Origin of the sequence: Variovorax brevis, from assembly GCF_030317105.1 — a bacterium.
Lineage (GTDB): Bacteria > Pseudomonadota > Gammaproteobacteria > Burkholderiales > Burkholderiaceae_C > Variovorax > Variovorax brevis.
Window position 1 is genome coordinate 25755 of sequence record NZ_JASZYG010000008.1, and the last position, 20050, is coordinate 45804.

Annotated in this window: 21 protein-coding genes; 13 read left to right on the forward strand and 8 right to left on the reverse strand. The window is 61.8% G+C overall.

Annotation, left to right across the window (positions count from 1 at the left end; all coding sequences use genetic code 11):
- Window positions 1-2 precede the first annotated feature (2 nt).
- Window positions 3-200: a sporulation protein gene (locus QTI66_RS24005; RefSeq protein ID WP_286562524.1), complete on the forward strand. Its 198-nt coding sequence runs from the start codon at window positions 3-5 to the stop codon at window positions 198-200.
- On the opposite strand, the gene QTI66_RS24010 is transcribed toward QTI66_RS24005, so the two are convergent.
- From QTI66_RS24010 to QTI66_RS24020, 3 genes are all read right to left on the reverse strand, one after another.
- Window positions 160-1614 carry a sensor histidine kinase gene (locus QTI66_RS24010; protein WP_286562525.1) on the reverse strand — a complete coding sequence of 485 codons (1455 nt, stop codon included), beginning with the start codon at window positions 1612-1614 and terminating at the stop codon, window positions 160-162. The genes QTI66_RS24005 and QTI66_RS24010 overlap by 41 nt on opposite strands.
- Window positions 1615-1621: 7 nt before the next feature.
- Complete coding sequence (locus tag QTI66_RS24015) at window positions 1622-2296, reverse strand: response regulator (RefSeq protein WP_286562943.1); 675 nt, start codon at window positions 2294-2296, stop codon at window positions 1622-1624.
- A 63-nt stretch (window positions 2297-2359) separates the two neighbouring features.
- Window positions 2360-2833 carry a MarR family winged helix-turn-helix transcriptional regulator gene (locus QTI66_RS24020; protein ID WP_286562527.1) on the reverse strand — a complete coding sequence of 158 codons (474 nt, stop codon included), beginning with the start codon at window positions 2831-2833 and terminating at the stop codon, window positions 2360-2362.
- A gap of 144 nt (window positions 2834-2977) precedes the next feature.
- Between QTI66_RS24020 and recA the strand changes: the two genes are divergently transcribed.
- The 3 genes from recA (at window position 2978) to QTI66_RS24035 (ending at window position 5038) form a co-directional block, all read left to right on the forward strand.
- A complete protein-coding gene (gene recA, locus QTI66_RS24025) occupies window positions 2978-4093 on the forward strand; it encodes a recombinase RecA (protein WP_286562528.1) in 1116 nt (371 codons plus the stop codon).
- A gap of 77 nt (window positions 4094-4170) precedes the next feature.
- The gene (gene recX, locus QTI66_RS24030) at window positions 4171-4626 is read left to right on the forward strand and encodes a recombination regulator RecX (protein WP_286562529.1); all 456 of its coding nucleotides are present in this window, start codon (window positions 4171-4173) and stop codon (window positions 4624-4626) included.
- Window positions 4613-5038 (forward strand): SRPBCC family protein, encoded by a 426-nt coding sequence (locus QTI66_RS24035; protein ID WP_286562530.1) that lies wholly within the window; start codon window positions 4613-4615, stop codon window positions 5036-5038. Before recX ends, QTI66_RS24035 begins: the two co-directional genes overlap by 14 nt.
- A 101-nt stretch (window positions 5039-5139) precedes the next feature.
- On the opposite strand, the gene argC is transcribed toward QTI66_RS24035, so the two are convergent.
- The gene (argC, locus tag QTI66_RS24040) at window positions 5140-6063 is read right to left on the reverse strand and encodes an N-acetyl-gamma-glutamyl-phosphate reductase (RefSeq protein WP_286562531.1); all 924 of its coding nucleotides are present in this window, start codon (window positions 6061-6063) and stop codon (window positions 5140-5142) included.
- 183 nt (window positions 6064-6246) lie between these two features.
- On the opposite strand from argC, the gene sucC reads away from it, so the two are divergent.
- The 9 genes from sucC to QTI66_RS24080 all read left to right on the forward strand — a co-directional run bounded on the left by sucC (window position 6247) and on the right by QTI66_RS24080 (window position 14435).
- The gene (gene sucC / locus QTI66_RS24045; RefSeq protein ID WP_286562532.1) at window positions 6247-7410 is read left to right on the forward strand and encodes an ADP-forming succinate--CoA ligase subunit beta; all 1164 of its coding nucleotides are present in this window, start codon (window positions 6247-6249) and stop codon (window positions 7408-7410) included.
- Window positions 7411-7419: 9 nt separating this feature from the next.
- Window positions 7420-8313 (forward strand): succinate--CoA ligase subunit alpha, encoded by an 894-nt coding sequence (gene sucD, locus QTI66_RS24050; RefSeq protein WP_286562534.1) that lies wholly within the window; start codon window positions 7420-7422, stop codon window positions 8311-8313.
- Between the two features lie 97 nt (window positions 8314-8410).
- Window positions 8411-9094, forward strand: coding sequence for a TerC family protein (locus QTI66_RS24055; protein WP_286562535.1), 684 nt, complete (start codon window positions 8411-8413; stop codon window positions 9092-9094).
- A 19-nt stretch (window positions 9095-9113) separates the two neighbouring features.
- The gene (locus tag QTI66_RS24060; protein WP_286562536.1) at window positions 9114-9932 is read left to right on the forward strand and encodes a Stp1/IreP family PP2C-type Ser/Thr phosphatase; all 819 of its coding nucleotides are present in this window, start codon (window positions 9114-9116) and stop codon (window positions 9930-9932) included.
- A 75-nt stretch (window positions 9933-10007) separates the two neighbouring features.
- Entirely contained in the window at window positions 10008-10664 is a 657-nt protein-coding gene (locus QTI66_RS24065; protein ID WP_286562537.1) for an FHA domain-containing protein, read from the forward strand.
- 12 nt (window positions 10665-10676) lie between these two features.
- The gene (locus QTI66_RS39605; RefSeq protein ID WP_353506214.1) at window positions 10677-11159 is read left to right on the forward strand and encodes a CHASE2 domain-containing protein; all 483 of its coding nucleotides are present in this window, start codon (window positions 10677-10679) and stop codon (window positions 11157-11159) included.
- Window positions 11123-12949, forward strand: a complete 1827-nt coding sequence (locus QTI66_RS24070) for a CHASE2 domain-containing protein (RefSeq protein ID WP_353506215.1) — start codon at window positions 11123-11125, stop codon at window positions 12947-12949. Before QTI66_RS39605 ends, QTI66_RS24070 begins: the two co-directional genes overlap by 37 nt.
- Before the next feature lie 24 nt (window positions 12950-12973).
- The gene (locus QTI66_RS24075; RefSeq protein WP_286562538.1) at window positions 12974-13753 is read left to right on the forward strand and encodes a 3',5'-cyclic-nucleotide phosphodiesterase; all 780 of its coding nucleotides are present in this window, start codon (window positions 12974-12976) and stop codon (window positions 13751-13753) included.
- Between the two features lie 208 nt (window positions 13754-13961).
- Window positions 13962-14435: a pilin gene (locus QTI66_RS24080; protein WP_286562539.1), complete on the forward strand. Its 474-nt coding sequence runs from the start codon at window positions 13962-13964 to the stop codon at window positions 14433-14435.
- 428 nt (window positions 14436-14863) lie between these two features.
- On the opposite strand, the gene QTI66_RS24085 is transcribed toward QTI66_RS24080, so the two are convergent.
- The 4 genes from QTI66_RS24085 to QTI66_RS24100 all read right to left on the reverse strand — a co-directional run bounded on the left by QTI66_RS24085 (window position 14864) and on the right by QTI66_RS24100 (window position 20050).
- Window positions 14864-16840: an acyltransferase family protein gene (locus QTI66_RS24085; RefSeq protein WP_286562540.1), complete on the reverse strand. Its 1977-nt coding sequence runs from the start codon at window positions 16838-16840 to the stop codon at window positions 14864-14866.
- Window positions 16841-17064: 224 nt separating this feature from the next.
- Window positions 17065-18243: an FkbM family methyltransferase gene (locus QTI66_RS24090; RefSeq protein WP_286562541.1), complete on the reverse strand. Its 1179-nt coding sequence runs from the start codon at window positions 18241-18243 to the stop codon at window positions 17065-17067.
- 18 nt (window positions 18244-18261) lie between these two features.
- Window positions 18262-18909, reverse strand: a complete 648-nt coding sequence (locus QTI66_RS24095) for a DapH/DapD/GlmU-related protein (protein WP_286562542.1) — start codon at window positions 18907-18909, stop codon at window positions 18262-18264.
- The gene (locus tag QTI66_RS24100; RefSeq protein WP_286562546.1) at window positions 18899-20050 is read right to left on the reverse strand and encodes an aromatic ring-hydroxylating oxygenase subunit alpha; all 1152 of its coding nucleotides are present in this window, start codon (window positions 20048-20050) and stop codon (window positions 18899-18901) included. Before QTI66_RS24100 ends, QTI66_RS24095 begins: the two co-directional genes overlap by 11 nt.

Consider the following 20050-nt stretch of genomic DNA (forward strand, 5'->3'; position numbering starts at 1 on the left):
CGATGCTGCGCGCCGTCTTCTTCGTCCTCGTGCTGGCCAACGTCGTCTACTTTGCGTGGACGCGAGGCGCGCTGGCGGCTTTCGGCACCGAGCCCGCCGGCATGACCGAACGCGAGCCCCAGCGCATGGCGCAGCAGGTTCGTCCACAGGCCGTGCAGATCAAGCCGGCGTCGCAAGCGTCTTCTCAAAGCGCACGCTGAAACGCGCGCCGGGCGGTTGCTGGCCGGGGCGTGCGTCTTCGAGGGTGACACGCGCGTGGTGCTGGCGGGCAATCTCCAGCACGATCGGCAGGCCCAGCCCGGAGCCGTCGGCCTCGTTGCCCAGCACGCGATAAAAGGGCTCGAAAACCAGTTCGCGCTCTGACAGCGCGATGCCCGGCCCCGAGTCTTCCACCTGCAGCACCACCACCCGCCCAAAGGGATCGGCCAGCACCCGCGCCGTGATCACGCCCGGCCGCTCGGCCGACGAAGGCGTGTACGCAATCGCGTTGTCCACCAGGTTGCGCACCAGTTCCTTGAGCAGCGTCGGATTGCCTTCCAGCGCGACGCCGGGCGATGCGGGCTGGTTGCCGTCGTAGCCGAGATCGATCCGCTTTTCGATGGCGCGCGGCACGGCCTCGCGCACCACCTCGATGGTGATGCGGGCCAGGTCGCAGGGCTGCCGTGTCAGCGCGCCGGCGCCGCCTTCCGCCCGCGCGAGGGCGAGCAGCTGGTTGACCGTGTGCGTGGCGCGGATGCTGGAGCGCCCGATCTGCTTGAGCGATTGCTTGAGCTCGTCGGCATTGGCGCCTTCCCGCTGCGCGAGGTCGGCTTGCATGCGAAGGCCCGCAAGCGGCGTCTTGAGTTGATGCGCCGCATCGGCCAGAAAGCGCTTTTGCGTGGCGATCGACTCCTTGAGCTTGGTGAGCAGGCCGTTGACCGACATCACCAGCGGCGCGACCTCCACCGGCACGGCGCTGTCGTCGAGCGGACTGAGGTCGTCAGGCCGGCGTTCGCGGATGCGGTCTTCCAGCTCGGACAACGGCTTGATGCCCCGCACCAGCGCGAGCCAGATCAGCAGGATGGCGAGCGGCAGGATGGCGAACTGCGGCAGCAGCACGCCCTTGATGATTTCGGCGGCCAGCACCTGCTGCTTTTCGCGCGTTTCGGCGACCTGCACCTGCACCAGCATCGGCGGGCCGGATGGCGCTTCCAACTGAACCCAGGTGGCCGCGACGCGAACAGCTTCCCCGCGCATCTTGTCGTCGCGCGTGGAGACGGTGTTGGGCGTGAACGAGTCGTCGACGGAAGGCGGCGGCATGTCGGCTTCGCCGCCGAGCAACTCCTTGTTGGCACCCAGCACCTGGTAGTAAACGCGGTCGGTGTCGTCCGCACGAAGAATCTCGCTGGCCGGCTGCGGCAGGTAGAAATGCGCCCTGCCGTTCTGCATGGTGACCAGCTTGGCCAGCGTCTGCACGTTGTATTCGAGCGCCCGGTCGAAGGGACGGTTGGCGATGCCCTGCGCCACCAGCCAGGTGACGCCAATGCTCACCGGCACCAGCAGCAAGAGCGGCGTGAGCATCCAGTCCAGGATCTCGCCGAAAAGCGAGCGCTGGCCGCGTTGGAAGAGTCTCAAGTGTTTGCTACGCCTGGATCTTCTCGAGGCAGTAGCCCAAGCCGCGAACCGTCGCAATGCGGATCGGGCCCTTCTCGATCTTCTTGCGCAGGCGGTGGATGTAGACCTCGATGGCGTTGAGGCTCACTTCCTCGCCCCACTCGCACAGCCGCTCGACCAGTTGGTCCTTGCTGACCAGTCGGCCGGCGCGCTGCAAGAGCACTTCGAGCAGGCCCAGTTCACGGGCCGACAGCTCCACCATTTTTCCGTCGATGGTTGCCACCCGGCCCGCCTGGTCATAGACCAGCGGGCCGTGTTTGATGGCGTTGCTGGTGCCGCCCATGCCGCGCCGCGTGAGCGCACGCACCCGCGCTTCCAGCTCCTGCAATGAAAACGGCTTGGCCATGTAATCGTCGGCGCCGTAGTCGAGGCCCTTGACGCGTTCCTCGACGCTGTCGGCCGCGGTGAGCACCAGCACGGGCAGTTGCGAGCCGCGCGCACGCAGCCGCTTGAGGATGTCCAGCCCATGCATGACGGGCAGGCCGAGATCGAGGATGAGCAGGTCGAACTCGCTGTTCGTCATGAGCGCGGCGTCGGCCTGCGAGCCGGTCGCGACGTGGTCCACGGCGGCGCCCGAGGTGCGCAGGCTGCGCAACAGGGCATCGGCCAGCACCTGGTCGTCTTCGGCAATCAAAATCCGCACGCTGCGCATCTCCGGAATGTGGCTGCTTGATGCATTGGCCACGTCATCTCCCCAAGGAGAATTCTAGGCCGCGGCATAGGCTTCGAGACCAATGGTTAGCACGGTGGCGATCTCGTCGCCGACGCTGGCGCGGAACTCGCGCTCCGCTTGCTCGACGGCGTGGCGGAAGGCATCGAGCCACGCCAGTCCGTCGGTTGTGAAGAGCACTTGCCGGGCCCGCGCGTCGAGCGGATCGGGGCCGCGCGTGACCAAGCCCCATGCCTCACACTGGTCAACCAGCGCGCCCATCGCCTGCTTGCTCATGCCGGCGCGCCCGGCCAGTTCGGTGAGGCGCGAGCCGTTGCGTGCCAGGTGGCGCGTGATGTGGATGTGGGCGGCGCTCACCTGCTGGCGCGCGGCCAGGTTGGACAGGGCCAGTGGCACATCGACGTCGTGCGCCATCAATTCCAGAACACGTTCGTCGAAGCGGCGCATGGCGTGGCCGAGCAGGCGCCCGAGGTGCGTTTGGCGCCAGGCGTCATCGGGTGTGTCGGTCATCCGCAAATGGTAAAGCAAACTGACTAAAAAATGGCTTTACGCATTCATACAGCCGCATACACTACTGTTCAAGCATCCAGCCTGTGATTAAACGCAGACGGATAAACAGAACACAACCCGTTGATATTCAAGGAGATTTGCAACATGGACGCACTCGTCAAAGGCACCAGCATTTCGGTTCCCAACAGTGAAAAGGCCAAGGCCCTGCAAGCCGCACTGGCGCAGATCGAAAAGCAGTTCGGCAAGGGCACGATCATGCGGCTGGGTGAGGGCGAAGCGCTGGAGGACATCCAGGTGGTCTCGACCGGCTCGCTGGGCCTGGACATCGCGCTGGGCGTCGGCGGCCTGCCGCGTGGCCGCGTCATTGAAATCTACGGCCCGGAATCGTCGGGCAAGACCACGCTCACGCTGCAAGTCATCGCCGAAATGCAGCGCCAAGCCGGCACCTGCGCATTCGTCGATGCCGAGCACGCGCTCGACGTGCAGTACGCCCAGAAGCTCGGCGTCAACCTGTCGGACCTGCTCATCAGCCAGCCCGACACCGGCGAGCAGGCGCTGGAAATCGTCGATTCGCTGGTGCGTTCCGGTGCGGTGGACCTGATCGTCGTCGACTCGGTCGCCGCGCTCACGCCCAAGGCTGAAATCGAAGGCGAAATGGGCGATTCGCTGCCCGGCCTGCAGGCCCGCCTGATGAGCCAGGCGCTGCGCAAGCTCACCGCCACCATCAAGAAGACCAACTGCATGGTCATCTTCATCAACCAGATCCGCATGAAGATCGGCGTGATGTTCGGCTCGCCCGAAACCACCACCGGCGGCAATGCGCTGAAGTTCTACGCCTCGGTGCGCCTGGACATCCGCCGCATCGGCACCATCAAGAAGGGCGACGAAGCCATCGGCAACGAGACCAAGGTGAAGGTGGTGAAGAACAAGGTCTCGCCACCCTTCAAGACGGCCGAGTTCGACATCCTCTTCGGCGAAGGCATCAGCCGTGAAGGCGAGATCATCGACATGGGCGTGAACGCCAAGATCGTCGACAAGTCGGGCGCCTGGTATGCCTACAACGGCGAGAAGATCGGCCAGGGCCGCGACAACGCCCGCGAGTTCCTGCGCGAGAACCCCGAGCTGTCGCGCGAGATCGAGAACAAGGTGCGCGAGTCGTTGGGCATTCCGCTGCTGGCCGCCGATGCAAATGCTGTCGCCGTTGAAGCGCCTGCGGCCAAGCCGGCCAAGGCGGAGAAGGCTGACAAGGCCGAGAAGTAAGTCGGGCTGTTTTGCGCGGCGCCTGCTGTCGACAACGGCAGGCATCGCGCGCTCGACGTCTTCTTCTCCGATCGCACATGGCTTTTGCAGCCCCCTCACTCAAAGGCCGGGCGTTGCGCCTCTTGAGCCAGCGCGAGCATTCACGCGCCGAACTCGAACGCAAGCTGGCCAAGTACGAAGAAGAACCCGGCACGCTGGCGCAGGCGCTGGACGAACTGGCGGCCAAGGATTTCATCAGCGAGGCGAGGGTGGTTCAGTCGGTCGTGCATCAGCGCGCGTCGCGAATGGGCGCGATGCGCGTGCGGCAGGAATTGCAGCAGAAGGGCATTGCGCCCGAGGCCATTGCCAGCGCCGTGGCGAATCTGCAAGCGAGCGAACTCGACCGGGCTCGTGAAGTCTGGCGCCGCCGCTTCGGCGAGCCACCGGCCGACGCCAGGGAGCGTTCGCGGCAAACGAGGTTTCTGCTCGCCCGGGGCTTTGCCGGCGCCACGGTGAGCAAGGTGATCCAAGGAGCTTTCGATGACGATGAATGAGCATCCCGCTTCGGCGACCTCCCGAGTCATCACGCAACGCGTGGCCTGCCCCTGGCGACGCGCCTACGCCCTGGCCGCCGATCCGATGCGACTGCCCGATTGGGCCAGTGGCCTGGCCAAGAGCACGCTCACGCCGGTGGGTCATCAATGGGCGGTAGAAACGCCGCAAGGCAGGGCGCGGCTTCGCTTCGCGCCCGCCAACGAGCTCGGCGTGCTTGATCACTGGGTTGCCCCGGAAGGTGCAGCGGAGCTCTACATGCCGTTTCGGGTGATCGATGCGGGCGAGGGGGCGTGCGAGTTCCAGTTCACGCTGCTGCGCCAGCCGCACATGGACGATGCGGCGTTCGCGCATGACGCGGCGTGGATTGCCAAGGATCTGCAGGCGCTCAGGAACTTGCTCGAGGGCAGCTGAGCGGGCTCGGGCTGCGCCGCGGTTTTCGGTCGATCAGCTTTGCAGCAAGGCGGCGCCGGTGAGGGTGAGGGCAGGGTGGTACGGCTTGCCCTCGACGCTCGTCAGAGCGACAGCATCAGCTTCAGGTTTTGAACTGCCGCACCGCTGGCACCCTTGCCCAGGTTGTCCAGCCTCGCGATGACAACCGCATGCCGATGGTCCTCGTTCGGAAAAACACGGATCTCAAGCACGTTGGTGTCGTTCAACCCCAGCGGATCGAGCTTGCCGTCTTCCGTCGGCGGCAGCACCTTCACGAACTGCTCGGGCGTGTTGCTGTTGGCATAGTGCGCCGCCAGCGCCTCGTGCAGATCAGCCGCGCGGGGCTTGCCCGGCAGCAGGTCGAGGTGCAGAGGCAGATTCACCAGCATGCCCTGCTTGAAGTTGCCCACCGAAGGAATGAACACCGGCCGCTGCGTGAGGCCCGTGTACTTCATGATTTCGGGAATGTGCTTGTGCTTGAGCCCCAGCGCATAGGTTTCATACGCTGGCGCATTGCCACCTTCGTACGCTTCGATCATGGTGCGGCCGCCGCCCGAGTAGCCGCTGACCGAGGGCAGGGAGATCGGAAAGTCCGCCGGCAGCAGGCCCGCATCAATCAGCGGGCGTACCAGCGCAATGGCGCCGGTCGCGTAGCAGCCGGGATTCGCCACGCGATTCGCCGAAGCCACCGCCTTCGCATGGCCCGCCACCAGTTCCGGAAAGCCAAACACCCATCCAGCCGCCGTGCGATGCGCCGTCGACGCATCGATGATCTTGGGCTTCTTGCCCTGTAGTTCGTCGATGAGCGCCACCGATTCCCGCGCCGCATCGTCGTGCAGGCACAGCACCACAAGATCAACGCCCGCCATCAGTTCGCGCTTGGCCGCCACGTCCTTTCGGCGCTCCGGCGCGATGCTCACGAGTTCGACTTGCGGCATCGTTTCGAGCCGCTCGCGGATCTGGAGACCGGTGGTGCCGGCCTCGCCGTCGATAAAGACCTTGGCCATAATGGTTAACTACAGTTGATTTCCGTACGTGTTAGCCGCAGGCCGAGGCCCGGGGTTGGTGCAGCGCACCATGATACAGTCCCGAATTGTCCTCCGCCCGCGCCGAATTGTCCGACGCAGTGGGCCCGCGGACAACAGCCCATTTCAGCTTCCCTGTCCAACCTCCGCCCGAGAGAAATCCTCATGAAGATCCACGAGTACCAAGGCAAGGAAATCCTTGCCAAGTTCGGCGTGCCTGTCCCCCGTGGCATTCCCGCATTCACGGTTCAAGAGGCGGTCGAAGCCGCCCAGAAGCTTGGCGGCCCCGTGTGGGTCGTCAAGGCCCAGATCCACGCCGGTGGCCGTGGCAAGGGCGGCGGCGTCAAGGTCGCCAAGTCGATTGAAGACGTCAAGAAGCTGGCCGGCGAAATCCTCGGCATGCAGCTCAAGACCCACCAGACCGGCCCTGAAGGCCAGAAGGTGCGCCGCCTCTATATCGAAGATGGCGCCGACATCAACAAAGAGTATTACGTTTCCGCAGTGACCGATCGCGCCACGCAGAAGGTCGCGTTCATCGCTTCCAGCGAAGGCGGCATGGACATCGAGGCCGTCGCGCACGACACGCCCGAGAAGATCATCACCGTGATGGCCGACCCCAAGGTGGGCCTGACGGACGCGCAAGCCAAGGAAATCGCCGACGGCATCGGCATGCCGGCCGACTCCACCGCGCAAACGGTCGACATCCTCAAGAAGCTCTACGCCTGCTACATGGAGACGGATGCCTCGCTGGTCGAGATCAACCCGCTCAACCGTGAAAGCAAGGGCAAGGTCATGGCGCTGGACGCCAAGTTCAACTTCGACAGCAACGCGCTGTTCCGCCACCCCGAGATCGTCGCCCTGCGCGATCTGGACGAAGAAGACGCGGCCGAAGTCGAAGCGTCGAAGTTCGACCTCGCCTACATCAGCCTGGACGGCAACATCGGCTGCCTGGTGAATGGCGCCGGCCTGGCGATGGCGACGATGGACACCATCAAGCTGTTCGGCGGCGAGCCGGCCAACTTCCTGGACGTGGGTGGCGGCGCCACCCCCGAGAAGGTCACCGAGGCCTTCAAGATCATGCTCAAGAACAAGAACGTCAAGGGCATCCTGGTCAACATCTTCGGCGGCATCATGAAGTGCGACACCATCGCCACCGGCGTGATCGCAGCCTGCAAGGCCGTGAACCTGCAAGTGCCGCTGGTCGTGCGCATGAAGGGCACCAACGAAGTCGAAGGCAAGAAGATGCTGGCCGATTCGGGCCTGCCGATCATCAGCGCCGACACGATGGCCGAAGCGGCCCAAAAAGTGGTTGCAGCGGTCTCGAAGTAAGGAATAGTCATGTCGATCTACATCAACAAAGACACCAAAGTCATCACGCAAGGCATCACCGGCAAGACCGGTCAGTTCCACACTGAGAAGTGCCAGGAATACGCGAACGGCAAGAACTGCTTCGTCGCGGGCGTGAACCCCAAGAAGGCCGGCGAGTCGATCTTCAACATCCCGATCTTCGGCTCGGTCAAGGAAGCGGCCACGCAAACCGGCGCCACCGTGTCGGTGATCTACGTGCCGCCAGCCGGCGCTGCCGCCGCCATCTGGGAAGCCGTCGAGGCCGACCTGGACCTGGCGATCTGCATCACCGAGGGCATTCCGGTTCGCGACATGCTCGAAGTGCGCAACAAGATGAAAGCCAAGGAAGCGGCCGGCGGCAAGAAGACCTTGCTGCTGGGCCCGAACTGCCCCGGCCTCATCACGCCCGACGAAATCAAGATCGGCATCATGCCCGGCCACATCCACCGCAAGGGCCGCATCGGCGTGGTCTCGCGTTCGGGCACGCTGACCTATGAAGCCGTGGCGCAACTCACCGAAATCGGCCTGGGCCAATCGAGCGCAGTCGGCATCGGCGGCGACCCGATCAACGGCCTGAAGCACATCGACGTGATGAAGGCCTTCAACGACGACCCCGACACCGACGCCGTGATCATGATCGGCGAAATCGGCGGTCCGGACGAAGCCGACGCCGCCCGTTGGTGCAAGGACAACATGAAGAAGCCGATCGTCGGCTTCATCGCTGGCGTCACGGCGCCTCCCGGCAAGCGCATGGGCCACGCCGGCGCGCTGATCTCCGGTGGCGCCGACACGGCTGAAGCCAAGTTGGCCATCATGGAAGAGTGCGGGTTTACCGTCACGCGCAACTTCTCGGAACTCGGCAAACTGCTGAAGTCGCGGCTTTAAAACCGCCTGCGTTGCAGGGAATCCGGAGCGCTCGCAATGTTGATTGCGAGCGCTTTTTCAATGAGCGGTAGAAAAAGGAAACCGGGAAAAACAGCCCATGGCCTTGCTGCAAAGCGTTGATTTCTGGATTGGTCTGTTCAAGATCATCTGGATCAACATCCTCCTGTCGGGCGACAACGCGGTGGTGATCGCGATGGCGGCCCGCGCGCTGCCGGACGCCCAGCAGAAGCAAGCGATTGCTATCGGTTCTGGCGCGGCGGTGGTGTTGCGCATCGCGCTCACGGTGGTGGCAGCCGCGCTTCTCTCCTTGCCGTTCCTGCAGATCGTCGGCGGCTTGCTGCTCCTGTGGATCGGCGTGCAACTGTTGGGCGAAGAGGAAGAAGACGGCGGCGAGTCCAGGGAATACAGCGGCCTGCTGGCGGCCATCCGCACCATCCTCATCGCCGACCTGGTCATGAGCCTGGACAACGTCGTTGCGGTCGCTGCGGCAGCGCAGGGCGACATGACGCTCCTCGTGGCGGGGCTGGCCATCAGCATTCCTTTGGTGATTTTCGGCAGCGCGCTCATGATCAAGCTCATGGAGCGCTTTCCCATCGTCGTCATGCTCGGCGCCGCCTTGATCGGCTGGGTGGCTGGCGAGACCATCGTGAGCGACGTGTCGCTTCACGAGGCGCTGGAGGCCAACCCGTGGTTGCACCATGCCGCGGCCGTCGCCGGTCTCGTGTTCGTGATGTTTGTGGGACGCTTCATGCAAAAGCGCTCCATGGCCTCGGCCCATTGAGTTGCCGGACGTCTGACCTATGGCAAGCTCTGGCGCATCCTCATTGAACGGATCCGCTGTGCAGCCTTGGGACTTTGTCGCGTTGACCGATGCCGGTCGCGTGCGTGCCAACAACGAAGACGCCATCGCCTTTGACGCGTCGCTGGGACTGGCCATCCTGGCCGATGGCATGGGCGGCTACAACGGCGGCGAAGTTGCCAGCGGCATGACCATCGCGCTGCTGCAAGCGAGCTTCGGCCGGTGGCTCGCCCACGCGGGCCAGCAGGCGAACACCCGTGGCATCCGCCGCGCCATGCAGGCGGGCGTCGACGAGGCCAACCTTGCCATCCTCGAGGCGGGCATTGCCAACATGCAACTCCAGGGCATGGGCACCACGCTCGTCGTCGCCGTGTTCGGGCCCAAGCGCGTCGTCGTCGGCCACATTGGCGATTCGCGCTGCTACCGTTTGCGGGGTCAAACCCTCGAACAACTCACGCACGACCACTCGCTGTTGCAGGAGCAACTCGACGCGGGCGTCATCACTTTGGAGCAGGCCGCGCGCTCGCCGATCCGCAATCTTGTGACGCGCGCTGTGGGCATCGAGCGACAGGTCACGCTCGAAATGCACGAGTACGACACCGTTCCCGGCGACGTGTATTTGCTCTGTTCGGACGGTCTGAGCGAGATGGTTTCCGACGAGGATCTTTTCACGGTTTTATTACAAGATATCGATCTTTCTCAGAAAGCAACACTTTTGGTTGCACTTGCAAACGACAATGGCGGCAGAGATAACATTTCTGTCGTTCTAGCCCGAGCCAGTGTCAATTCAGGCCCGGAGATTGCGGAAGTGCAGGTCTAGATGGTTCCAGGGAAGGTCAAATGTTCCGAAGGGGCCGGAAAAAGATAAAAACAGGGATAGATTGAGGAGCTGGCCATGCCGAAATTGATCGTTTCGATTGACGGGGTCGTCATCAAGGAAGTGACGCTCGCAAAAGACCGCACGACGCTGGGTCGTCGGCCGTACAACGACATCGTGATTGACAATCTGGCGGTCAGTGGGGAGCACGCCGTCTTGCACATGATCGGCGGCGACGTCTATATCGAAGACCTGCACAGCACCAACGGGACCTATGTCAACGCTCAAGCCGTCAAGAAGCAGGCGCTGGAGCACCACGACCTCATCGAGGTCGGCAAGTACAAGATCCGCTACCTCGCACGCGGCAGCTCGACCGAGGCGGTCGACCCGGCCTATGGCGGATCGCCGGCCACCACCCCCTCGGGCAACGTCCCCCTGTCCATGGCGCCCACGGCGCAGATGCCGCTCGGCGGCTCGACTGGCGCGGCCGTGCTGCGTGTGCTCTCGGGCGTTGGCGCGGGCCGCGAAGTTTCATTGCAAAAGGTCGTCACCACCGTCGGCAAGCCCGGCGTCGCGGTGGCCGCCGTTACGCGGCGGCTGCAAGGCTACGTGGTGGCGCCCATTGACGGTGGCACCTTGCTCAACGGCGAACCCTTGGGCACCGAAGCCGTCGCGCTGCAAGACGGCGACATGCTGGAACTCGGCGGAACAAGGATGCAGTTCAACTACGCCTGAGCGCGGAGTGCGATGGGCAGGCTGCTGAGGCATTGGCAGCGCATCCTCATCACGCTCGTTCCGGTGGTGCTGGCGTTGTTGCACGCCGTCAGCGCTCCCCTTCGGCCCATTGACGATGGGCTGGACTTCTTCATCTACGACCTGCGCCTGCGCGCCACGATGCCCGAGCGGCTCGATCCGCGCATCGTCATCGTCGACATCGACGACGCCAGCCTCCAGGCGGTGGGTCAATGGCCGTGGGGACGCGACAAGCTTGCGCACCTGACCGACGAAATCATGGTTCGCCAGCAGGCGGCGGTGCTCGGCTTTGACGTGGTGTTCGCCGAGGCCGACCAAAGCTCGGGCCTGGCCCAACTGCAGAAATTGTCGCGCGGCCCCCTGCGCGACAACGCGGACGTCGCGGCTGAAGTCGAGCGACTGAAAGCGACGCTGGACTACGACGGCATCTCGCCAAGTCATTGGCCGGGCACCGGGTGGCGCTCGGCTACTACCTGACGCAAGGCAGCACGCCGCTGGCCCGGGGGGTCTTGCCACCGCCCGTGCTGCCGCCCGCCGCGTTTCCCAAGGGCGCCTTCTACGCGACCCAGTGGAACGGGTTCGGCGGAAACATTCCGGCCTTGGCCAAGGCGGCAACGACGGCGGGATTCATCAACGCCGCCATCGGCCCCCGCAGCGACGGACTCTTGCGCGCCGCGCCGCTCATTGCCTACTACGACGGGAGCGGCGGCCCGGCGGGCTACTACGAATCGCTCGGACTTGCGGTGTATCGGCTCGCGACGGGCAAGTCCGGCATAGCGCCGGTGTTTGCCTCCGCCATGGGCGATTCCGTCAACGGTCCGCCCCCTGTGGAAGCCCTGCTGCTCGGGCATGGGGACAACGTCCTGCGCGTGCCGGTCAACCAGCGCGCCAGCTTGATCGTGCCCTATCGAGGAGCGGGCGGCACGCTCGGCGGATCGTTTCAATACCTCTCGGCAATGGACGTGCTCAGCAAGGGGCTCGCGCCGGGGGATCTCAAGGACAAGATCGTCCTCGTCGGCACCACCGCACCCGGCCTGCAGGACCTGCGTGCGACGCCCGCGGGGGCGACCTTTCCGGGTGTGGAAGTGCACGCCAACGTGGTGTCCGCCCTGCTCGATCAGCGGCTTTTGACGCTGCCCGACTACTCGATTGGCTATGAGGTGACGGTCTTGCTGCTCGCAGGCGTCATCCTGGCGGTGGGCCTGTCGCTGTTGTCGGTCACCCGCGCCGTGGCGCTGTTCGTAGCGACGCTGGCGGCGGTGATCGGGCTCAACACCTGGCTCTTTCTGGCCCATGGCCTCGTCTTGCCGCTGGCCTCCGCCCTCGTCAGCATGACGGTGGCCTTTGGCGTCAACATGGGGTGGGGCTACCTGGTCGAGGCTCGCGCCCGGCGTGGCCTGGCCAACCTGTTTGGCACTTACGTGCCGCCACAACTCGTCGAGAAAATGCTCGAACGCCCCGGCCGCTACAGCATGCGCGCGGAAAGCAAGGAGCTCACGGCCATGTTCTGCGACATGCGCGGATTCACGGAGCTTTCCGAACACCTGGCGCCGGTGGTATTGCAGGAGTTCCTCAACACCGTGTTCAGCCGGCTCACCGAAGTCATCAGCCGCCACGGCGGAACGGTGGACAAATACATGGGCGACTGCGTGATGGCCTTCTGGGGCGTGCCCGTGGACACGCCCAACCACGCCTCGCTGGCAGTCCAGGCCGCGCTGGAAATGGCCCGATCCATGGCGGAGATGAGCGAACAAAATCGCGCCGCGGGCCTGCCGGAAGTGAGCGTTGGCATCGGCATCAACACCGGCGTCATGAGCGTGGGCGACATGGGCTCGGCCGTACGCCGCAGCTACACGGTGATCGGCGACGCGGTCAATCTGGCTTCACGCCTGGAGGGGCTCGGCGGCATCTACGGTGTGTCCATAGTTGCCAGCGCCACCACGCGCGACGCCTCGCCGACTTTTGCGTGGCGGGAGCTCGATCGGGTGCGGGTCAAGGGCCGCAAGCAAGTGGTCACCATCTCCACACCGTTAACCTTTGTGGCTGCACAAAGTGCCAAGGATTCTGCAGAACTAGCACAATGGGAGAAAATGTTGGCGGCCTATCAGGCGCAGCGGCCCGACGACGCGCAGGAGTTGCTGGATGTGCTGATGGCTCGAGATGCCAAAAAAGTCCTTTACCGCTTATATACAGAGCGTATAGCCTCAATGAAGTTGCGGCCCTTTGACCCGGAGTGGGACGGCGCAACGCGGTTCGAATCCAAGTAGAAATCAAGATAAGGGCGCTGCCAAATGCAGGTGCGTGTGTTGGGGTGCTCTGGCGCCATCGCCAAAGACTGCCGGACGACTTCGTTCCTGATCGACCGCGACTTGCTGGTAGACGCGGGCACCGGCGTGGGCGACCTCACCCTGTGCGAAATGGTTGACATCGACGACGTGGTGCTGACGCATTCGCACCTCGACCACATCGCGGCCCTTCCCCTCATGCTGGACGCCGTGGCCACCCGCCGCAAGCGCCCGCTGCGCGTACATGCGCTGGCCGCCACCATCGAAGCGCTGCGCAAGCACGTCTTCAACAACATCATCTGGCCGGATTTCTCGAACATCCCCAGCCGGGACGCGCCCTTTGTGACCTTTCATGAAATGTCCATTGGCCAGACCTTGCGGCTGGGTACGCAGGCACCGAAGAACGTGGAAGTGCTGCCGGCCTTTCATACCGTGCCGGCCTGCGGCTTTGCCGTGAGCTGCGCCCAAGGCGGACAGCAGTGGGTGTTCAGTGGTGACACCGAGCGCAACGAGCACTTCTGGAACCGTGTGAATCAGCTCGACGTGGGGATGTTGGTGATCGAGACTGCGTTCAGCAACCGCGAGCAGGCGCTGGCGGAACGCAGTCGGCACCTGTCGCCATCCACGCTCATCGGGGAGCTGGCGCGTATCGGGGCGGACAAGCACTACCCGATCTACATCACCCACACCAAGCCCGCTGAAACGGCGGAAATCATGAGCCAGATCGGCGGCATCGCCCATCACGACATTCGTTGGCTCGAAGCGGATAACGTCCTCCACCTGTAGCGACAATTTGCGCTGACGATTGACAATAATTGTCAGCCGGTGCGGCAGGCTAGCAACGGAACTTGTCACATGGTGTAACCGGAACGTGAACAAAGTCGCGACCAATGGTCAATCAGTAACTTGCTAGTTGGTTGGCACAGATGGTGCGGAAGACGAGACAGCTCCGGGGAGGTCCCGGGGTCTGACAAACCAACCTGGAGTTTTTGACATGAACCGTCGTTCCATTGCACGCAAGGTGCAGAAGGGTTTCACCCTTATTGAATTGATGATCGTTGTGGCGATCATTGGTATCTTGGCTGCCGTCGCACTTCCGGCCTACCAAGATTACACCGTCCGTGCGAAGGTGTCGGAAGGTCTCACGTTGGCCGGCTCCGCCAAGGTTGCCGTGGCAGAAAATGCCGCGAACGGCAAGGGTTATAAATCTGGCTGGAATGCGCCAGCAGCGACGAACAACGTTGCGTCGGTTGACATTGTGGATGCTACTGGCGTCATTACTATTACGTACGCAACCGCCATTGACGGCGGCAACAAGACGATTCTTCTGACCCCTAAGTCGGGTGGAATTGCTTTCACCGGTGGAACTACCACCGCAAGCAGCATCCCCACGGGTGGCTCCGTTGAATGGGACTGCACCGGTGGCTCTTTGCAGGCAAAGTATCGTCCTGCCGCCTGCCGCACCTAAGCGACATTCCCGCGCCTGAGAGAAGCCGCCTTCGGGCGGCTTTTTTGCTTGAAATCTGCAATGCAATTCAGGCGCAAATCAAGATCCAGAAATTACTTGCCGAGCATAAGCGAAATGCGCCCTCACAATGCCTTGACTGAACGCCCAAGGAATTCCCTCTAAAATAAAGAAACAGAGCCTTGGGCCTATCGCCGGTGAAAGCCATATCGGCAATTAGAAATCTGCGCGATTCATCGGCCTAAGGAAATTGTGAGAATCCAAAGTCAAGTGGCGAAACACGCGCCATGCGCTGCCTTCAAGGGTTTCTCCCAGCCCCCGGCTGGAAGCAGGCAGAATCCAACCATTGCATCACCCAAAGATTCAGCGGTGCTTGATGGGATTACCATCTAACCCGGGCACGTCCAATTTTGGGCGCTCAATTGCGCCATTTAGTGCGACCACTCAAACACCTGACCGAACATCGGAATAAGCATCTTGTTTCCGAATTCGCTAAGGTGATCGTCATCGTAATAGAGGGGGCGACCGTCCTTTGCACCATGACAGCGGTTGCCATTGCACAAATAGGGCAGGGGATCAAGAATACTAGCGCCGCAGCGCTCATGAGCGGCATCTTGCGCTGCTAATACCGTGAAATGGCGCTTGTAATAGTCTGCAAGAGAAATTGAAACGTTATCTGTCTTGCCTTGCATAATCGCCCGCGCCATTGTCCTCGGAACGTCGACGCCCATTTCCGGAATCGGCCGCACGAGGAACACGGGTCGATCCTTTGCGAACTGGCACGCTGTGGCGATCAGATGTTCCGCGTATTCCGAGAGGAATTCTGGCGAAGCAGCCTCATAGGGTTTGCTGAAATACACCGATGGTTGATTTTGATCATGGGCAGTTAACTCGTTGTGCCCGATGGCGTACACCGAACTTCGATTGACGATGACAATTGGAATGTTTTTGGGCATGGCGGCAAGTTTGCTGACGGCCCAGTCCAGAAAGGTACGACATTCTGGATTGAAGGTTGGATCTATGAACCTGAACCCCAAAAGAATCGGGCAACTCGTATAGCTCCACTCCATGACCCCATCATCGGCCTCGGGCGCAGCAGCGGCCAGCCCGGTGACCAGCGCGTTGGCGTGGCTGTCTCCGATCATGATGGCGCGCAGCCGTTCACCGCCGTAAACGCAGGAGGGGGACTCGACGCCTTTCATCGCGTGGCAGGCTTCGCGACGCGGATTCATGTTGTCGGTCTCTCTGGCCGCTAGCTCGGCCGGGGAAGGGAACCGATCAGAGATGCCTTGCCTCAGATATGCCGCGGCGCCTGGCCCGGCTACCGCAAGCATCGCGACGCATAACGTCAAGATTATCCAGCGCATCCGCAATCGACTGAGAAGAGTTCGAGATGGCCGTTCCACCATCACGTACGACAGATGACCCGCCACTAGCGTCCACACAAGGCCTCTGGCAATCACCTCTGGCGGCATCTGTCCGTCTGGGCCATTCAGCGCGACCATGATGGGCCAGTGCCACAGGTAAAGTGAATACGAGCGCGTTCCGAGCCATTGGGCAATCGGCAGGCCGGTCAAGATGGAGTCATGCCGTGAGGCCAGCAGTACGGCGACGGTGCCGATCACTGGCAGGAGAGCGCGCCAGCCGGGCCAAGGGGGCGAGGAATCCAAGCCAACAACCATGCTTGTGATGATTGCCAGACCTCCGGCCTCAAGCCATCTTTGCTGTTTCAATGTCGGCGACCACCGCTGCCCCAGCAGGTTTACAAGTCCGCCGGCCAATAGCTCCCAACCTCGCGCTGGGAGCAGGTAAAACGCCGCGGAAGACCACCACGGCGTTAGCGCAACGCACACGAGCAACGACGCTACAAAGCCTGCCGCCATCACCTGTGTGACGGAAGTGCGATCAGGTCGCCATCTCCACACAACCAGCAGGATCACCGGAAGTAGCAGGTAGAACTGCCACTCCACAGAGAGCGACCATGTGTGGAGCAGCCACTTCTCGTGCGACGCGGCGTCGAAGTATCCGGCTTCGAGCCAAAACTTGAAATTAGAGAGAAATGCAAGACTCAGCGCTACATCACTGCTCAAATTTCGAAGGTCCGCTTGAAGCAGGACCGGCCAACTCAAGGCCAAGACCACAGCGCAAAGCGCGATCAATGCCGGAAGAATGCGGCGCGCTCTTGCAAGGTAGAAAGACAGTAGCGAGAATTTACTGCCATCGCGCTCCAATTGACCGACAACTATGCCGGTCATTAGAAATCCAGACACCACAAAAAATGCGTCAACCCCAATAAAGCCGCCGCCAAATCCTGGAACGGAAAAGTGGTACAGGATGACGGCTATGACGGCCCATGCACGCAGGCCGTTGATATCACGACGAAAAGTTGAAAATTCAGGCGTATGCATCTCGGATGGTCGCCATGCTGTCAGCGAAAAGTCGTTTAAGCGATCTCGCACCGGGCCCGGCCCACTGCAATCGACCTCGGCGCCTTTTTCTCTCTAACTTCGCCTGCTGCGCTCACTAACCGACGCAATGTCGCACACGGTGCGCGGCAGCATCGATCGACACACAGGCTGGGGCCTTCGAACGCCTGATTTGGCATTCGTCTCGCTGACCACTGATTAATACGCTAGGCAGCCCATGAGGGCGCTTCAACTCCCGCTACCGGTGACGCGTAAAGCACGAGGTCATAGTAGTAGCTGCCGTTGTGCTGGCGCAGGCGGAAGTGATAGTCGTCAACACTCTTGTCGAATTGATCCATGACGTCCAGCAGGTCATGAGCGTAGTGATAGACGCACGCAGCAACGCGGGGGCGTTGACTATTCAACAACCGCGCGCCCCCTTGCAGAGTTTTCGCCTCGAAGCCTTCGACGTCCATTTTGAGGAACGTTAAGTTCTCAAGTTCGTCATCAAGCTTTGTGGTTTGAACGGCGACCCCGCCATCCGCAGAGACGTAGCTTGACATCGTTCCCGTTTCCATAAAACGCAATGTCTGCCGGCGGCTCGAAACGGCCTTGTTGACTGCACGAAAGTTTGGCAGCGGCAGCGGCCTGACTTGCTGGAGCGCTTCAAAGTTGGGCCGGTCCGGTTCAAACGCCGTGATGCTGGCGTAGCGGTGGCGGGTTGCGCCCAAGAATTTCGAAACAATGGGTCCTTGATAGGCGCCACAGTCGCAAAAATGCTCGTTGCTGCCGAGCCTGAAGGTAGACGGGGTGGCGTAGGTCGAAAAATATTCTTCAATCGGGTTGGCCCACGTCGCAATCATGTGGGAACGATCGTAGGTGATGCGAAACAACAGGTTCGCATAGAGCGTGGCGCGGCTATGGTCGTCCGAAAGCCGATCCGCCAGACGCAAGAAGTCATCCATGCGCTCAAGCGTCTTGCGGCGATATTCGGCAGCAGGCTCGTATACCGACACCAGGCCAAGTTGCGCTTGGGCCACGACGCAATCCTTGCGCTCAACGCCTGCTCGCTCGCAGAGATCCGCGAACATGGCACGTGCACCCGGTTCGCACGAAAAATCAATCGCGACCGCACCTCGGTGTTGACCGGCGCGTTGCATGAATTGTTCGCTCGTCCATCGTTCAACGCCATGAATGGTCGATGCCGTTGAAAAGTCATCCACCACGGCAACAACTCCTTTCGCGGCGGCTACGATAGCGGGACCATGAATATTTCCCAGCAATGATTGCGGTGCAAGAATAAATACAGGGCGGCTATTCAGCTCGGAAATGGTGGCTTCTGAACCCTCCGCGCTCGCCTCCATGAGTTGAGCTCTTAGTTTTTCAGAAAGTGTTGAGTACATCATTTATCTCGTGCAATGAGTTCAGCTAGTAGAAATGGCGCCTCCGCCATCAACGACGACGATGCCGGTTGGGAAGGCGGTGGTAATAAACGTCTTGTCTGGTAGTGGGGAGCTACGTCTGCCAGGTAGGTCCAGCACACACTGACGGCCGATGGATACACCATCGTCCACAACGACGCTGCGTCCGAGCGAGGCATTTGCTCCGATCTTGGCGTGCACGCCGAGCTGTGCGCCATCCGCGATCCAGGCGGACGTGCCAACAATCGAATGGTGGCCAATGATTGCTCCGGCCCCGATATGACTGTTGAATCCGATCTTGCACCCGCTACCGACAACAGACGCTGCGCCAACTGCGCAGTTTTCGCCGAGCGTGGCAGATGAGCTCACGATTGCACCCTTACACACCAGCGGAGGCAGCTTGAAGCCGCGCGCCTTTAACTCCCCCATGAGTTCGAGTCGGCGAAAGTTCAAAAACTGGGAGCCCCATACAACAAATGCTGTCGCGTCCTGAGGCGAAACGTCGTCGAGGGCGCCGAGCTCGAATCGGTAGTCGGCATCCTGGCCAACGTCGATAGGAATCAGTAGCTCTTCTGGTGATACCTCGGCCCAAGCGGACACTGCCCAGACAAGAAGGCTCCCGGTGCCGATGACGAACTTCTTAGAGGGCATGGCGCCCCTCCATGACGTCCATGTACCAACGCTCGACTGCCGAGTTGGCGTATTCGTAGTCGCCCAATGTTGCGCGCGGTGAGCCGGGGCGCAGGCTGGATTGAACCCTTTCCATGACGTCAATATCCTCGCGAAGCACCTTTTCGGCGCCTTCAAGGTGCGCGAGCAAAACGGCAGCCGAAGTTGCGTAGCGGCGCGTCTTGCGGGCGGTGACGTAGTAGACGGTGAGTTCGGTGCGCGATGCAGACACCGGTTGGTGATGCTCGATGATGAAGGAGTAGCCGCCCGAGCCCGAAGCGACGTGTAAGTTGGGAAAGACCAACCAGTTGAGGTACCAGTCGTCCTTGCCGTAGCGCGCTACGTTGTCGTGCCAAGCGTAATGCCGTAGTTGTCCAAGGGGTTCGTTGAGTCCACCGCTGCTGAAGCCTCGCAGCGTCTCAAGATGACCTTCGAGGTTGGGGCTTCCTTGGGCGCGGTAGGCGCGAGAGGCCGCGATCCCAGCCTCGTCCATTCCCACTTGAAACTTCACTTGCTGGTAAAGCGTACGCGAATGCACGAAGCGCGGATGCATGCTGTCGCGCAGGTTCTCGTAAGCGAGCTTCCAGTTGCAGCGCATTTCAAAGGTGGCGATAAGGACTTCATCGTCGAACTGCTCAGATGCTGCGCGCAAGCTCTCGAGCGCCTCCATCGAAAATTGCGCTTCAATGGGTATTGGCTGCTCGCTGAGGTTCACGAAAACCAAGCTTCCGATGCACGCCAATGCATAGCGCTTAAGCTTGAGGCACGCGCGTTCTTCCTGCGGCAATCGGTATGCCTCGTCGTGGAACGGAATGTTCTCCACCGCGCCGTCGGCTCGGTATCCCCACCCGTGGTAACTGCAAACGAGTGGGCGAACGCCTTGTGGTTGTTGTTGCAACGGATTCTGGCGGTGCAGGCACACGTTGTCGAAAGCGCGAAGCTCGCCGTTGAAGTTCTGCACCACCACATCCACGCCACAAATGCTTCGGCGCAAGAAGGAATTGTGCTTCCCCAGCAGCATGCGTGGACCGACAAACTGCCACAGCGGGCGCATCAGCAACTCGCGCTCGCGCGCGAACCAGGATTCATCAGCGTATGCCTCTGCCGGCATCAGGGAACGCAT